15 protein-coding genes are annotated in these 16057 nt (G+C 58.7%); 11 read left to right on the plus strand and 4 right to left on the minus strand.

Annotated elements, in window-relative coordinates:
• Nucleotides 1-15: 15 nt before the first annotated feature.
• From msrA to msrB, 3 genes are all read right to left on the minus strand, one after another.
• The gene (gene msrA, locus JWR17_RS25845; protein WP_299836177.1) at nucleotides 16-666 is read right to left on the minus strand and encodes a peptide-methionine (S)-S-oxide reductase MsrA; all 651 of its coding nucleotides are present in this window, start codon (nucleotides 664-666) and stop codon (nucleotides 16-18) included.
• A gap of 91 nt (nucleotides 667-757) precedes the next feature.
• Nucleotides 758-2530: a cytochrome c biogenesis protein CcdA gene (locus tag JWR17_RS25850; protein ID WP_299836154.1), complete on the minus strand. Its 1773-nt coding sequence runs from the start codon at nucleotides 2528-2530 to the stop codon at nucleotides 758-760.
• Between the two features lie 62 nt (nucleotides 2531-2592).
• Complete coding sequence (msrB, locus tag JWR17_RS25855; protein ID WP_299836155.1) at nucleotides 2593-3114, minus strand: peptide-methionine (R)-S-oxide reductase MsrB; 522 nt, start codon at nucleotides 3112-3114, stop codon at nucleotides 2593-2595.
• Between the two features lie 168 nt (nucleotides 3115-3282).
• Between msrB and JWR17_RS25860 the strand changes: the two genes are divergently transcribed.
• Nucleotides 3283-4005 (plus strand): response regulator transcription factor, encoded by a 723-nt coding sequence (locus tag JWR17_RS25860; protein WP_299836156.1) that lies wholly within the window; start codon nucleotides 3283-3285, stop codon nucleotides 4003-4005.
• Nucleotides 4002-5465, plus strand: coding sequence for a HAMP domain-containing sensor histidine kinase (locus JWR17_RS25865; RefSeq protein ID WP_299836157.1), 1464 nt, complete (start codon nucleotides 4002-4004; stop codon nucleotides 5463-5465). The genes JWR17_RS25860 and JWR17_RS25865 overlap by 4 nt, the downstream gene beginning before the upstream one ends.
• Before the next feature lie 47 nt (nucleotides 5466-5512).
• Here JWR17_RS25865 and JWR17_RS25870 read toward each other — a convergent pair whose 3' ends face one another.
• Nucleotides 5513-6442, minus strand: a complete 930-nt coding sequence (locus JWR17_RS25870) for a LysR family transcriptional regulator (RefSeq protein WP_299836158.1) — start codon at nucleotides 6440-6442, stop codon at nucleotides 5513-5515.
• Nucleotides 6443-6580: 138 nt separating this feature from the next.
• Here JWR17_RS25870 and JWR17_RS25875 point away from each other — a divergent pair, with 138 nt between their 5' ends.
• From JWR17_RS25875 to JWR17_RS25915, 9 genes are all read left to right on the plus strand, one after another.
• Nucleotides 6581-7408: a MaoC family dehydratase N-terminal domain-containing protein gene (locus JWR17_RS25875; RefSeq protein ID WP_299836159.1), complete on the plus strand. Its 828-nt coding sequence runs from the start codon at nucleotides 6581-6583 to the stop codon at nucleotides 7406-7408.
• Nucleotides 7409-7463: 55 nt separating this feature from the next.
• Nucleotides 7464-8627, plus strand: coding sequence for an acyl-CoA dehydrogenase family protein (locus tag JWR17_RS25880; protein WP_299836160.1), 1164 nt, complete (start codon nucleotides 7464-7466; stop codon nucleotides 8625-8627).
• A 7-nt stretch (nucleotides 8628-8634) separates the two neighbouring features.
• On the plus strand, nucleotides 8635-9987 hold the full coding sequence (locus JWR17_RS25885) for an MmgE/PrpD family protein (RefSeq protein WP_299836179.1): 1353 nt from the start codon (nucleotides 8635-8637) through the stop codon (nucleotides 9985-9987).
• A gap of 136 nt (nucleotides 9988-10123) precedes the next feature.
• The gene (locus JWR17_RS25890) at nucleotides 10124-11326 is read left to right on the plus strand and encodes a CaiB/BaiF CoA-transferase family protein (protein WP_299836162.1); all 1203 of its coding nucleotides are present in this window, start codon (nucleotides 10124-10126) and stop codon (nucleotides 11324-11326) included.
• A 138-nt stretch (nucleotides 11327-11464) separates the two neighbouring features.
• Nucleotides 11465-12283, plus strand: a complete 819-nt coding sequence (locus JWR17_RS25895) for a CoA ester lyase (RefSeq protein ID WP_299836164.1) — start codon at nucleotides 11465-11467, stop codon at nucleotides 12281-12283.
• Nucleotides 12284-12422: 139 nt separating this feature from the next.
• Nucleotides 12423-13415: a TRAP transporter substrate-binding protein gene (locus JWR17_RS25900; RefSeq protein WP_299836166.1), complete on the plus strand. Its 993-nt coding sequence runs from the start codon at nucleotides 12423-12425 to the stop codon at nucleotides 13413-13415.
• Nucleotides 13416-13606: 191 nt separating this feature from the next.
• On the plus strand, nucleotides 13607-14239 hold the full coding sequence (locus JWR17_RS25905; protein ID WP_299836168.1) for a TRAP transporter small permease: 633 nt from the start codon (nucleotides 13607-13609) through the stop codon (nucleotides 14237-14239).
• The gene (gene dctM / locus JWR17_RS25910) at nucleotides 14239-15522 is read left to right on the plus strand and encodes a C4-dicarboxylate TRAP transporter large permease protein DctM (protein ID WP_299836169.1); all 1284 of its coding nucleotides are present in this window, start codon (nucleotides 14239-14241) and stop codon (nucleotides 15520-15522) included. Before JWR17_RS25905 ends, dctM begins: the two co-directional genes overlap by 1 nt.
• A 335-nt stretch (nucleotides 15523-15857) precedes the next feature.
• Nucleotides 15858-16057 (plus strand): hypothetical protein (locus JWR17_RS25915; protein WP_299836171.1); only part of this gene is annotated, 200 nt, incomplete at its 3' end.

Consider the following 16057-nt stretch of genomic DNA (forward strand, 5'->3'; position numbering starts at 1 on the left):
TGCAGCCTCTTACCCTCAAAGCTTACTTACCAACACCGGATCAGCACGGTAAAGCTCTGGCACCAGCGCTTTCAAACTCTGCACTTTCGGCAGGTCATTCACGGCGATGTAGGGACTGGTCGGGTGCAGGGTCAGGTAGTTCTGGTGGTAACCCTCAGCCGGGAAGAAGTTTTTGTGATCCTCAATCTTCGTCACTATCGGCGCACTGAACACCTTCGATCCGTCCAGCTGCGCGATGTACGCCTGGGCGATTTTGTCTTGCTCCGGATTCTGCGCAAAGATCGCCGAGCGGTATTGCGTGCCGCTGTCCGGTCCTTGCCGATTCAGCTCGGTGGGGTTGTGGGCCACGGAGAAGAATACCTGCAACAACCGGCCATAAGTGACCTTGGTCGGGTCGTAGGTCACCTGCACCGATTCCGCATGCCCGGTATCACCGGAGCCCACTTGCTCGTACTCGGCGGTATTCGCCGCGCCACCGGCATAACCGGAAACCGCGTTATCAACGCCGATCACGTGTTGAAATACGCCCTGAACCCCCCAGAAACAACCGCCAGCAAACACTGCGACCTCGCTGTGTGACGCGCCGACCGTCTCATCCAGCGTCGGTGGCGCAATCGCCACCACCGGTTCGGCCGAGATCGCCGACTGCATCGACAAACCCAGCATCAATGCCACAGCGCCTGCGCAGCTCAGCGCCAGGGTCGTTTTGTGTTTGGCAAAACTAAACGTACTCATGTCTTTAATCCTCATGCGCTGATCAACCGAAGGTGAAGGCATAGGCCTGCACGCCGGGGTCGAGAAATTCAATGGCAAACGTGTGATCGGTCACCGGACCGGTTTGTCGCACTAACTGATAAAGCCGTTGCTCGGTCACCGTGCCGTTGCCATCGGGCGCGATGTCCGTGCCGTGATTGGCGCCGGGTGCGGCGCCGTCTACCAGAACCCGGAAACGTACCGGTTTGCCGTCTACGCCAGGCCCAAGCACCAAATGCAGGTCCCGCGCATGGAAGCGGTACACAATGCTGCCGGGGATGCTGCCAAGCACTACGTTTTCTGGCTTGGCAGTCCAGGTTCCGGCCAAACCCCATTGGTTAAGGCTCGGTTTTACCGGTGCGGCGTAAGCGTGGGCCTTGTCGGTCACTTGATCACCGGGTGAGGCGAAGTTCTCGGCACGGTCATAGCCGAGGTAGGTTTCCGGCGAATTCATTTCGGCGTCGTCTGCGCTCTTCTGCACGCCTTGAGCATCGGCAACCACGACGTCGCTTGAGACGTTTTTCTGCCCGGCTTCTTTCAGCAGTTGCTGAATGACTTGCTCGGACTCGGCGTAGGCGCCTTCGCCAAAATGGTGATACCGAATCTGCCCCTTGGCGTCGACAAAGTAATGGGCGGGCCAGTATTGATTATTGAAACCCTTCCAGATCGCGAAGTCGTTATCCAACGCCACCGGGTAATTGATGCCCAGGTCATGCACCGCTTTTTGTACATTATTCGCATCACGCTCGAAGGCAAATTCCGGGGCGTGCACACCAATCACCACCAAGCCTTGATCATGGTATTTGTTCGCCCAGGCGTTGACATACGGCAGGCTGCGCAGGCAGTTGATGCAGGAGTAGGTCCAGAAATCGACGAGCACCACTTTGCCCTTCAATTGTTCGGCGGTGAGCGGCGGCGAGTTCAACCATTTAACTGCGCCCGAGAGCTCAGGTAGCGTGCCTTCCACCGGCAAGGACAGCGGTGATTCAGCGGCGCTCTGTGAGCTGACCTTCAGCATGCCGTTGCCTTGGGCGTCAGGCGATACCGAGGCGACCGGCGACAGGGTATCCAGCAGTTTCTGTTCAAGTCCGGCGGTGGCCACGGTCGAGACCTTGGTCAGCAAACCGGTGTCCAGCCCCAGGGCAATGGCGGCAACGCCGCACAACATGGCGACACCCAAGCCTCGACGCAGCCATTCACCGGCGCCCAGGGAGCGTTTCATCGCGGTGAACAGCTTGCCGCCGATCAACAACGCAAGGGCCAATGAAGTGGCCGCACCGGCGGCATAGGCCAATAACAGCAAACTGGTGCCGACACTGGCGCCATGCAACGCAGCACCGGTCAACACCAGGCCCAGGATCGGACCGGCACACGGCGCCCATAACAAGCCAGTGGCAATCCCCAATACAAATGAAGATTTTACGCTGGACTTGCCGTCTTCGGTGCGCGCCGAGTTGGACAGGCGGTCGCCCATGGACACCAGTGGTCGGGTCAGTCGATCCGCCAGATGCGGGAACAACAAGGTCACGCCGAAAAATGCCATCAGGGCGATCGCCAGCCAGCGCCCGTATTGGTTGGCTTGCACCACCCAGCCACCGCCGACTGCCGCCAGGGTGGCGACCAAGGCGAAGGTTAACGCCATGCCGCACAGCAGCGGCAAGCCACTGCGGCGGAACGGTTCACCGGAGCGGGCAAAAACGAACGGCAGCACCGGCAAAATGCACGGGCTTAGGATTGTCAGCACCCCACCCAAGTACGCCAAAATAATCAATAACATTGCTCTCAGTCCTAATTAAGGTGTCGCTAAAACCTACAGATAATAATGGCTCATTGGCCGGCTCAAGCCTGGCCGGGGGCGAAGGTCAGGGCCACGCCGTTCATGCAGTAACGCAGGCCGGTAGGGTCTGGACCATCGTCGAACACATGGCCCAAATGACCGCCGCAACGACGGCAATGCACTTCCGTACGTTCTACGCCGAACGACGTGTCCGTGTTTTCCACCACCGCGTGGTCCAGCGGTGAAGTAAAACTCGGCCAGCCGGTGTGGCTTTCGAACTTGGCAACGGAAGAAAACGCTTCCAGCTGACAGCCCGCACAGGCGAATCGACCCGCGCGGTGCTCTTTGTTCAGCGGGCTGCTATAAGGCCGTTCAGTGTCACTGTTGCGCAGCACTTCAAACTGATCGGCCGTTAACAGTGCATGCCACTCGGCTTCGCTGTGGGTAACCTCGAAAGCCTCGGTAGAACGGACCGTAGTGGCTGGCAGCGGCGATGCAGCGAAGGTGCGCAAGCCCAGGACACCGCTGGCGACCAAGGCTACGCTGGCACTGCCGTAAATTAGAAACCACCGTCTTGATTGCATTACGTTCACTTGGAGTGAGTGGGTGTGCTGCTATTCTTGAGTGCTACCGGTCCCCAAGTCTTCACGCAAAGTTAAATTAATTGTGAAGATTGGCCGCGACGGAATCTTGCACAATGGACGTCTGGTCGCATGCCCTATGCGCCCGGCAACTGACCCCGAAGGCTGATAATGGATGTGCCCAAGCGCGTATTGATCGTCGAAGATGACCTGCACATCGCCAACCTGCTACGCCTGCATTTACAGGACGAAGGCTATGCCGTGACCCATTGCGCCGACGGTAATGCCGGGCTGGCGCACCTGCAGCAGGGCGGTTGGGATGCACTGATCCTTGATTTGATGCTGCCGGGTGTGGACGGCCTGGAGATTTGCCGACAGGCTCGGGCCATGGCCCGGTACACGCCAATCATTATCACCAGTGCTCGATCCAGTGAAATGCACCGGGTTCTTGGGCTTGAATTGGGCGCAGACGATTACCTGGCCAAGCCGTTTTCGATGCTGGAACTGGGCGCTCGGGTCAAAGCATTGTTGCGTCGAGTGGACGCACTGGAGAAAAACCTGCGCACGGTCGCGGGCAAGATCGAGCTGAACGGGCTGGCCCTGGACCCGGTGACCCGTCAGGCTGAAGTTGACGGCAAGTACCTGGAACTCACGCCTCGGGAATTCGATCTGCTGTATTTTTTCGTCAAAAACCCCGGCAAGGTGTTCTCGCGCATGGACCTGCTGAATCAGGTCTGGGGTTACAAACACGACGGTTATGAACACACGGTAAATACCCACATCAACCGATTGCGCTCCAAGGTCGAAGTCGATCCGGCCGAACCCACGCGCATCCTGACGGTGTGGGGCAAAGGTTATCGATTCTCCCCGGACCGGGTGAGGTCGGCGGGATGAACCTGACGCTCTTACAGCGCCTGTCGGTAGCGTTTGCGATCTTGTTGCTAGCCTGTTGCGGGGCATCGGCCTGGCTGCAAATTCGCGCCAATGACCTGCATGAAAAAGAGGTGGTGCAAGGCCTGTCCCTGGGTCTCGCTGAAAGTATCGCCCGGGATAACAACATGATCGGCGCCAAAGCCGATGTCGTCCGGGTCCTGTTCAGCAAGTTGATGAACGTCAACCCCAGCGTCGAAGTGTATTTGCTCGACAGCACCGGACACGTCACGGGCGATGACGCACCGGCTGGGCATTTGAAGCGTGACCGGGTTGATCTTGCGCCGCTGCATCAACTGTTGGCAGGTGGACAATTGCCGATACTTGGCGACGACCCACGCAGTCTCGACGGTGAAAAGGTCTTCAGCGTCGCCGCGTTGCACATGGGAGACCAAGACCTCGGTTACATTTATGTCGTGCTGCTGGGCGAAGCTCATGATCGGCTGTCGGCTCAAGTAGCAGCCAGCTCGGTGCTACGCACGACGTTGTGGTCCATGGGCCTGGTTTCACTACTGGGGCTGGTGGCGGGCTTGATGGCGTTCCGTTTGATCACCCGGCCATTGCGGCGGTTGGCTGACACCATGCGCAATTTTGATACCGAAGCTGAGCCGGTTTTACTGCCGGTACTGGACCACACGAGTGTCAGTCGTCGCGATGAAATTGCCGTGCTGGAAACCAGTTTCGTGCAAATGGCCGCCCGAATCGCCGAGCAGTGGCGCACGTTGGTTGAGCTGGATCAGGACCGACGTGAAGTGGTGGCGAACATTTCCCATGACCTGCGCACGCCGCTGGCGTCGATGCACGGCTACCTTGAGATGCTCTCGGTCAAGGGGGCGACCCTCAGCGAAGTCGAGCGGCAGCGCTACCTGGCCGTGGCGCTGGCACAGAGCAACAAGGTACGGCAGCTGGCCCAGGCCTTGTTCGAACTGGCCCGCCTTGAACATGGTGGGGTGCAGCCGCAGATTGAAGACTTCTCGCTGACGGATCTGATCCAGGACGTGTTCCAGAAATTCGAACTGATGGCCGAGGAAAAGCAGTCGAGACTGGTGGCGGTATTACCCCGCTCATCATCCATGGTTTCAGCGGATTTGGGCCTGATCGAGCGGGTGTTGACCAACCTGATCGACAATGCCATTCGTCACACCCCGGCAAACGGCACCATCGAAGTCGAACTGCGACACGAGGCGGAAAAAGTCATCGTCACCGTCAGCGACAGTGGCTCTGGCATTCCTGACGAATTGTTGGAAAGCCTGTTCCGACGCCCATTCAGCCAGACCGGCGATCGACGTACCGGTGGCCTTGGACTATTGATCGTGCGGCGCATTTTGCAACTGCACGGTTGCCAGATCCACCTGCTCTCGATACCCGGCAAAGGCGCCTCGTTTTGCTTCGAATTGCCGGCAACCCTGCCACACAACTCCTAAAGGATTTATGTGATTGCCCGGAAATCCGCTTGTGGGAGCGAATTCACTCACGAAGAGGCCGGCACAGACGGCTCAATCTCATCCCGCACAGTAGCCTCGGGCATCAACGTTGCAATCAGCGCACGAACTGTTCCCGGCAATGCATCCAATTCCCTCACCAAAATACTGCGCTCACGAATCGCCCATGGTTCATCCAGCGCAATAATCTCCAGGGCCATGGTGCGACTGTGCCGCAGGGCGGCGGACTCCGGAATGATCCCAATGCCCACCCCGGCCTCGACCATCCGGCAAATAGCTTCGAAACTCGACACTTGAATCCGCAGCGACAGGTTCTGCCCCAGCCGTTCCACATGGTCACGCAGAAAGCTCAGCAACGTGCTGCCCTCATGCAAACCAATGTGCTGAAACGCCAACGTCTGTTTCAACGTCACCGGTTTCGGCCCCGCCAGCGCATGCCCGACGGCCACCGCCAACACCAGGCGGTCGGTACTGAAATGCATCACCTGCAAACCGGCAGCTTCCACCGGCCCGGCGATAATCCCCATGTCGCTGCTGCCATCCAACACCCCGCGAACGATATCCCGCGACAAACGCTCTTGCAGATCAACCGTCACTCCCGGCCGTTTCGCCAGAAAACCCGCCAGCACCTCCGGCAGAAATTCAGTCACTGCCGTGGTGTTGGCGAAGATCCGGATATGCCCGGCCGAGTCAGTCCCGTAACGGGTGAACTCCGATTTCAGATAATCCACCTGACGCATGATCAATCGCGCGTGTTTGAGCAACCGCTGCCCAGCGGGGGTCAATTCGACGCCCCGGCTGTCGCGGTACAGCAAGCGCGTATCGAGTTGGATCTCCAGGGCTTTGATCCGCGCGCTGGCCGCCGCAGGTGACAGAAACGCCCGGCGCGCGCCCTGAGTCAGGCTTGGCGACTCGCCGATGTGAATAAACAAGCGCAAGTCGGCCAGATCGAAGTGCATGAGCGTCTCCTGAGAAAACTGCGGGCGTTCAGCATATATGAACGCCGGGTTACGCAAATGCAAATTCTCAGAATGCCCGGCACCTAGCATGATCCTTCCCAGAATAATGACTGGCCCCAAAAAAAGAGGGAACCGCGCATGAGTGCCGCAGATTTTACTGCCTGGCTGGGACGCACCGAAGAGGCTCAGGATCAATTGAGCCGCAACTTGATCAAGCGTATCGCTGCCACCTTTGGTGAAGACGCGCCTGCCCATGGTGCGGCATTACCGCCGCTGTGGCAGTGGTGTTTCTTCCAGGAGCCCGTGGCTGAATCATTGCTTGGCACCGACGGTCACCCGGCGCGTGGCGGTTTCCTGCCACCCGCCGACAACCGCAACCGCATGTGGGCCGGTGGTCGGGTCGAATTCATCGAACCGCTGCGCGTAGGCGCCGATGCCCATCGGCTGTCAACCATCACCCATATCGAAGAAAAAGTCGGCCGCACCGGCGCACTGCTCTTCGTCACCGTGCGCCACGATTATTCCCAGGACGGTCGACTGGCGATTCGCGAAGAACAGGACATCGTCTACCGCGAACCCAATCCGCCAAAGCAGAGCAGCGGCCAGGCGCTGGAGGAGGGTGACTGGAGCGAAAGCGTCGAGCCCACCCCGACGCTGCTATTTCGCTACTCCGCCGTGACCTTCAACGGCCACCGCATCCATTACGACTATCCCTACGTCACGGACACCGAAGGCTACGCCGGGCTGGTGGTTCACGGCCCGATGATTGCGACCCTGAGCCTGCGGGCTTTTTGCCGGGCTAATCCTGACGCGCGCTTACGGCATCTTTCCTATCGCGGCGTGCGGCCGTTGATTGCTCCGCAACCGTTCAACGTTGGCGGACGAATCCTTGGACCCGGCAAGGCGCAGTTGTGGGCGGGCAATGAGGCCGGTATCGCCCAAAGCGCTGAAGTGTTGTTCGACTGAAGCAGCCGATTTCTTCTAGAAAAGTGCGTCCTTGCGGACCCATGAGAACCTGACAATGAACCCGAATAACAATGAAGAACTGAATGCCATCCGCGAGGGCGTACGCGCCTTGTGTGCCGAATTCGACGCCGCTTACTGGCGCAAAATCGACGAAGAAAAGGGCTTCCCTGAAGCCTTCGTCAAAGCCCTGACCGACGCCGGCTGGCTGGCGGCGATGATCCCTACCGAATACGGCGGCTCCGGTCTGGGCCTGGCCGAAGCTTCAGTGATTCTTGAAGAAGTGAACCGCTGCGGCGGCAACTCCGGCACCGTCCACGGCCAGATGTACAACATGTTCACCCTGCTGCGCCACGGCAGCGACGCGCAAAAAAGCTATTACCTGCCGAAGCTGGCCAGTGGCGAACTGCGCCTGCAATCCATGGCGGTGACCGAACCCAGCACCGGCACCGACACCACCAAGCTCAAGACCACCGCCGTGAAACAGGGCGACAAATATGTCATCAACGGGCAGAAGGTCTGGATCTCCCGGGTTCAGCATTCGGACTTGATGATCTTGCTGGCGCGCACCACGCCGCTGGCCGAAGTGAAGAAGAAGTCCGACGGCATGTCGATCTTTCTGGTGGACCTGCGCGAAGCCATCGGCCATGGCATGACGGTTCAGCCCATCGCCAACATGGTCAACCACGAAACCAACGAACTGTTCTTCGACAACCTGGAATTGCCCCTTAACAGCCTGATCGGCGAAGAGGGTAAGGGCTTCAGGTACATCCTTGATGGCCTGAACGCCGAGCGCACCTTGATAGCTGCCGAATGCATCGGCGACGGCCGTTGGTTCGTCGAAAAAGCCAGCGCCTACGCCCGTGATCGGGTGGTGTTCGGTCGGCCTATCGGACAAAACCAAGGCGTGCAATTTCCCATCGCCGAAGCCCACATCGAAATCGAAGCGGCTGACCTGATGCGCTGGCGTGCCTGCGAGGAATACGACAGTGGGATCAATGCCGGGGCCAGCGCCAACATGGCCAAATACCTGGCGGCCAAGGCCTCATGGGAAGCGGCCAATGCCTGCCTGCAAACCTACGGCGGCTTCGGCTTCGCCTGCGAATACGACGTGGAGCGCAAGTTTCGCGAAACCCGTCTCTATCAGGTGGCGCCCATCTCTACCAACCTGATTCTTTCCTACGTCGCCGAGCACTTGCTCGAACTGCCACGCAGTTTCTGAGGACACGATCATGAGCCATACCCAAGCGCTGGCCGGTTTCCTGGCCGAGCTGAAATACGACGACATTCCGAGCGCGGTGCTTGACCGTACCGAAGACCTGTTTCTCGATTGGATCGGCTCGGCGCTGGCCAGCCAGGGTTCGCACCCAATCCCGCTGTTTGAGCGCTATGCCCAGCGCATGGGCCCGAGTGATGGTCCGGCGAAGATCCTGGTCAATGGTCGCGGCACCTCGGCGTATTTTGCGGCGTTGGTTAACGCTGCATCCTCGCATTTGGTCGAGCAAGACGACCTGCACAACAGTTCAGTGCTGCACCCGGCTACCGTGGTGTTTCCTGCTGTTCTGGCGGCGGCTCAAGACTTGGGGAAATCCGGTCGTGAACTGCTTTTGGCGTCCGTCGCCGGTTATGAGGCCGGGATTCGCATCGGCGAGTTCATGGGCCGCTCGCATTACACGGTGTTTCATACCACGGCAACTGTTGGCACCCTGGCGGCAGCGGTCGCGGTGGGCAAATTGCTCGGCTTCGATAAAGAGCAATTTATCAACGTGCTGGGTAACGCAGGCACTCAAGCCGCTGGGCTGTGGGAATTCCTGCGCGACGCCGCCGATTCCAAACAACTGCACACGGCCAAAGCGGCTGCCGACGGTTTACTCGCGGCCTACATGACCCTGGATGGCCTGACCGGCGCGCGCAATATTCTTGAAGGCGACCAGGGCATGGCCGCCGGGATGTCCAGTGACGCCGATCCAAGCAAGTTGTCTGACCGTCTCGGTAGCCGCTGGGCGCTGGCCGAAACCTCCTTCAAGTACCACGCCTCGTGCCGTCATACCCATCCAGCGGCCGATGCCTTGCTGCATTTGATGCAACGGGAAGGCTTGCACCATGAGCAGATCTCCAGCGTCAGAACCCTCGTCCATCAAGCGGCTATCGATGTGTTAGGCCGGGTGGTGGTGCCACAAAGCGTGCACCAGGCGAAGTTCTCCATGGGCGCGGTGCTGGGTTTGATCGCAGTCCATGGCAGTGCGCAGTTGATCGAGTTTCAACAGCTGGCATTGACCGACCCCAATGTTGCAGCGTTTCGCGAAAAAGTCAGCATGGAACTCGACAGTGAAGTCGATGGCGCCTATCCCGCTCGCTGGCTGGGGCGCGTGGTAGTCATCACCAAGGACGGTCGCACCTTGGCGGCGAGTATCGACGAACCCAAAGGCGATCCCGGCAATACCCTTTTACGGCCTGAACTGGAAGACAAATTCCAGCGCCTGTTGGCGTTCTCGGGCGCGAGAACGGTGGAGCAGGGGAACGACTTGATCGCCAGGGTCTGGCAGCTGCGCGATGCGCAATCACTGAACCATTTGATCTAAACGCTAACCCCTGTAGGCGCTGCCGAAGGCTGCGATCGGCCGGGAACCGGTCGTAACGGGTGGCCTGAAATGAAGGTCCTGCGGCCCTTATCGCGGGCAAGCGCGCTCCTACACTGGAAAATGAGGAACACCAAACATGACCACCCAACACCCTCCACGTCCACTGGATGGCATCACTGTCATCAGCCTCGAACACGCCATTGCCGCGCCGTTCTGCACTCGGCAACTGGCCGACCTCGGCGCTCGCGTGGTGAAGATCGAACGCCCCGGCAGCGGTGATTTCGCCCGTGGCTACGATGAGCGCGTAAAGGGCCTGGCCTCACATTTCGTCTGGACCAATCGCTCCAAGGAAAGCCTGACCCTGGACCTGAAGCAGGACGAGGCGGGCGATATCCTCATGGGCTTGCTGGCCAAGGCCGACGTGCTGGTGCAAAACCTGGCGCCCGGGGCCGCTGCGCGCATGGGCCTGTCGTTCGAAGCGCTGCAGGAACGCTTTCCACGGCTCATCGTCTGTGACATTTCAGGCTACGGCGAAGGCGGCCCGTATGAAAAGAAAAAGGCCTACGACCTGTTGATCCAAAGCGAAGGCGGCTTTCTCTCTGTTACCGGCGGGCCGGGTGATGAGCAAATGGCCAAAGCCGGCTGCTCCATCGCTGACATCGCGGCAGGCATGTACGCCTACAGCGGAATCATGGCGGCGTTAATGCTGCGGGATAAAACTGGCGTCGGCAGCCAAATCGACGTGAGCATGCTGGAAAGTCTGGTGGAGTGGATGGGTTACCCAATGTATTACGCCTTCGACGGCGCGGCACAGCCACCCCGGGCCGGTGCTGCCCATTCGACGATTTACCCCTACGGCCCGTTTCCCACCAAGGGCGGGGATACGGTGATGCTCGGGTTGCAGAACGAACGCGAATGGGCGCTGTTCTGCGAAAAGGTGTTGTTGGACGCGACACTGGCCACCGACGAACGTTTTTCGGCCAACTTCAAACGCTCGGCGAACCGTGATGCGCTGCGGCAGATCATCGTTGACGGTTTCGCTCAGTTGACCGTCGACGAGGTGGTGGCCCGGCTGGAGACCGCGCAAATCGCCAGCGCCCGGGTCAATGACATGCAAGGGGTGTGGGATCACCCGCAACTCAAGGCTCGGGACAGCTGGCGCGAAGTCGACAGCCCCGCGGGCAAACTCCCCGCGCTGCTGCCACCGGGACGTAATGCGGCTTTTACCCCACGCATGGACGCCGTACCAGGGTTGGGGCAACACACGGTAGGCATCCTTGCTGAACTGGGTTATTCCGCAGAAGACCAGGCAAGGCTGCAAGCGGCCGGGGTTGTTTGAAGGCAGTTGCTCACTATTGAACGCCTATCTGGCACACCTGGATCCTGTGAACCTGAACGTGTTCGGGTCCCACCGGGATCGGGTTTTACCATGGATATTTGTGTGTAATGACTACCAAAAAGAAAGAGGAACCCTCCCATGTCCGGTCCCACCATTCGCTCCGCGCTTTTTGTTCCGGGCAGTCGACCTGAGCGTTTTGCCAAGGCTTTAGCCGCAGGTGCTGACGCGGTGATTGTTGACTTCGAAGACGCCGTAGAGGAATCGCTCAAACCCCAGGCCCGAGACAATCTCGCGGTGTTCCTGCTGGCCACACCCGAGGCCTCCGTGTGGGTTCGAATCAATGCCCCGGAACATGCCGAACATGCCGCTGACATTGCCTTCTGCCAACAGCACTCGGGCGTGGCCGGTGTGCTGCTGCCGAAAGTCGAAAGCGCTGCGCAAGTCGCTGCCGTTGCGGTGGTTGGCAAACCCGTTTGGCCGATCATCGAAAGCGCACGCGGACTCTTGAATCTGGCAGAAATTGCCGCCGCGCATGGGGTTCAGCGTCTGTCCTTCGGTGCATTGGACCTTGCATTGGATTTGAACCTGAGCAACGATTCTCTCGCCGCTCAGTTCGTCCTCGATCAAGCCCGTGTGGCGTTGTTGTTGCACTCGCGTAGCGCCAATTTGCTGCCACCGCTGGACGGTGTCCACCCGGCCATCGACGACCCGCAAGGACTGCTCCAATCCATTCGCCACGCCTACGAAATGGGCTTTAGTGGGGCACTGTGCATTCACCCGAAACAAATCGCCGTTATCCATCAGGCCCTGGCCCCGGATGCGCAGGTACTGGCCTGGGCACAACGGGTGGTGGACGCCAGCAGCCACGGCGCTGGCGCGTTTCAAATCGACGGGCAAATGGTCGATGCGCCGGTGTTAATCCGCGCCCAGCGGTTGTTAGCTCTGGCGTTAACCTAAGCCGAATGCTGGCTTATGGAAATGCAGATTCTCTAAACGGTCGACGTTGTGCATCGTGCTTATACCGACCTCTCACGCGTTAGCTTCGCCGTTGCACCGTTCTTCAGAAGAATAATCACAACAATAAAGGTGAAAATCGATGTTCAAGGTGTCCCGGGCGCTGTTATGCGCCGCCGCAATGACCATGGCCAGCCTGACCCAGGCAGCCGACCCCATCGTCATCAAATTTGCCCACGTCGTGGCGGAAAATACCCCCAAAGGGCAGGGCGCCTTGCTCTTTAAAAAGCTGGTGGAGGAACGTCTGGCAGGTAAAGTCAAAGTCGAGGTCTACGCCAACTCCTCGCTGTTCGGGGATGGTAAGGAAATGGAAGCCTTATTGCTGGGGGATGTGCAAATGTTGGCGCCGTCCCTGGCCAAGTTCGAGCAATACACCAAGCAAACCCAAGTCTTTGACTTGCCATTTCTATTCAACGACCTGGCCGCGGTTGACCGCTTTCAACAAGGTCCACAAGGCGTCGCCTTACTCAGTTCCATGGACGACAAAGGCATTCACGGCCTGGCGTATTGGCACAACGGCCTGAAGCAAATCTCATCTAACAAAGCGTTGCACGACCCGAAAGATGCCCGTGGTTTGAAATTCCGGGTTCAGGCCTCCAGCGTACTGGAAGCGCAGTTCATCGCACTGCACGCCAACCCGCGAAAAATGGGGTTCAACGAGGTTTATCAGGGCTTGCAGACCGGCACGGTCAATGGCACCGAGAACACCTGGTCGAACTATGAAAGCCAGAAGGTCAATGAGGTGCAGAAGTACTTCACTGAATCCAACCACGGCCTGATCGATTACATGGTGATCACCAACGTCAAATTCTGGAACGGCCTGCCACCGGATATTCGTACCGAGCTGGAAAAAATCATGGCCGAAGTCACCCTCGAGGTGAACAAGCAGGCCGAAGCGCTGAACCAGACCGCCAAGCAGAAAATCATTGACGCCCATACCAGCGAAATCATCGTACTGACCCCAGAGCAACGTGCTGCCTGGCGCGAAACCATGCGCCCGGTGTGGGACAAGTTCTCGGCCGAAATTGGCCCGGATTTGATCAAGGCTGCGGATGATTCCAACAAAGCGCCGTAGTACATCATTACGTTATGGCCCTTGTATGGGAAGCAAGCGGCGCGGTCTGCCTGGTGTACCGCGTCGCGTCCTTCGCGAATAAATTCGCTCTCACCAAGGATCGTTGTACTGATCCAGGTTTCGACAGGCAGTAATGCTTGCGCCGCCGCTCTGATCCAAGCGGCGGCCTTCTCTACGTTCGGAGCACTTTTATGCAATCACTGATGCGACTCTGGGAGCACCTGGAGGAAGCCTTCATCGCCTTCCTGCTGGCCGCCATGACGCTGGTGACATTCGTCTACGTGATGCTCAACAACGTTTACACGCTGTTCTATGCATTGAGCGACAAGTGGGCTTTCAGCCGCGACTTCTTCGCCAACATTGGCGATCAGTTGATGGGTTACGCCCAGGAAATGACCTGGAGCGTGGCGCTGACCAAGGCGCTGTTTGGCTGGCTGATTTTCTTCGGCATGTCTTACGGCGTGCGCACTGCCGGCCACTTGGGCGTGGATGCAGTGGTCAAGCTGACCCCGCGCCGGGTTCAACGCTGGCTGGCGATGATCGCTTGCCTGTGCTGCCTGGCCTATGCCGGTTTGTTCATGGTCGCCAGCTTCAAATGGCTGTCGGCGCTGTTCAACGCACGCATCGGTGCCGAGGATCTGGACCAATTTGGGGTCAAGCTTTCCGACATCGCGGTCATCGTACCCATAGGTTTTGCCATGGTGGTGATCCGCTACCTGGAAATACTTTGGCGCCTGTTCACCCATCGCCAGATTGGCCTTGGACTTGCGGACGAAGCTGCAGAAGCCAGCAAACTGGCCAGCCCCAACGAGGAGCAACACTGATGGCGGTTCTTTGTCTGTTCCTGTTGCTGTTTGTGTTCATGTTTCTCGGCGTCCCCATCGCAATCTCATTGGGATTGTCCGGGGCCCTGTCGATCCTGATGTTCAGCCCGGACTCGTTGAGTTCGCTGGCAATCAAACTGTTCGAGACCTCTGACGCTTACACACTATTGGCGATTCCATTCTTTCTGCTGTCCGGTGCATTCATGACCACCGGCGGGGTAGCGCAACGGCTGATCGATTTCGCCAACGCTTGCGTCGGGCACATCCGCGGCGGGCTGGCCATTGCTGCTGTGCTGGCGTGCATGCTGTTCGCCGCGTTGTCCGGCTCATCCCCAGCCACCGTGGCCGCGGTGGGTTCCATTGCCGTGGCTGGCATGGTGCGTTCGGGGTATCCGAAGGAATTCGGTGCCGGGATCATTTGCAACGCCGGTACGTTGGGCATTTTGGTGCCACCGTCGATTGTGATGGTGGTGTATGCCTCGGCCACCGAAACCTCGGTAGGCAAACTGTTCATCGCCGGTATCGTCCCTGGCATCGTGCTTGGCGTGAGCCTGATGGTGGTGATCTACATCGTCGCCCGCATCAAGAAATTGCCAGCCCAGCCACGGGTCACCTTTCGCGAATGGCTGCGCACCGCACGCCGGGCATTCTGGGGATTGCTGTTGCTGGTGATCATCCTCGGTGGCATCTACAGCGGCATGTTCACCCCAACCGAAGCCGCAGCCGTGGCGGCGGTGTATTCAGCGTTTGTCGCGCTGTTCATTTACAAAGACATGAAAATCCGCGATTGCCCGCGAGTACTCATGGACTCCGGACGACTGGCGCTGATGCTGATGTTCATCATCGCCAATGCCATGCTTTTTGCCCACGTACTGACCACCGAGCAGATCCCCCAACAAATCACCAACTGGGTTGTCTCCGAAGGGCTCACGCCCATTGGCTTCCTGATCATGGTCAACATTGTGTTGCTGGTGGCGGGCAGCTTTATGGAGCCGTCAGCCATCGTCCTGATCCTGGCGCCGATCTTCTTCCCCATCGCCATGAAACTCGGCATCGACCCCATCCACCTCGGCATCGTCATGGTGGTCAACATGGAAATAGGCCTGGTACACCCACCGGTAGGGCTCAACCTGTTCGTGACTTCAGCGGTAACGGGATTGACCTTGGGACAAACCATTCGAGCCGCGCTGCCGTGGTTGTCGATTCTGTTGGTGTTCCTGGTGCTGATTACATACGTGCCGTTTGTGTCGCTGGCGTTGCCGAATTGGTTGGGGATGCCTTGATAATGAGCATTGGGCGGGCAAGTTTGCCCGCTCAATAATGAAGGCCCTGCTGTTTGAAGGGCCAACGTCAAAAGCAGATCCGCGTCGTGTTTAATCTGTAGGAGCCAATTTGTTGGCGAGGCGATTTTCCGGGCGTCCGCTTAGGGCCTATCGCTAACAAAACTACGCGTCCCGGTTGCCCCTACAGTTTAACTTTATGCAAGATGGAACGTCCGTAAGGCCAATCTTACCCATGCGCAGGACACTTCCTACAGTGCGTGTTGGCTCCCCCCGATAGCCGTTACAGTCTCGGTCCCGCAGAGTTGCCGCATCTTTTCGATGTGGAGATTCTGCCCATGCCTCAGGCCACTATTCCGACCTTTACGCTGAGTATCAAGGGTATTGAAAACCCTGGCTTGCAGGTGCTCGCGTTTAGGGGGTACGAGGCGGTCAGCACGCCGTACGCCATCACCGTCGAGTTGGTTAGCCGTGGTCGGAACATTGACTTGGGGGACTTGCTGCACAAAGAAGCCTTTCTCCGTTTTGGCCCTGGCGG

The organism is Pseudomonas sp. (assembly GCF_028293835.1).
Classification (GTDB): Bacteria; Pseudomonadota; Gammaproteobacteria; order Pseudomonadales; family Pseudomonadaceae; genus Aquipseudomonas.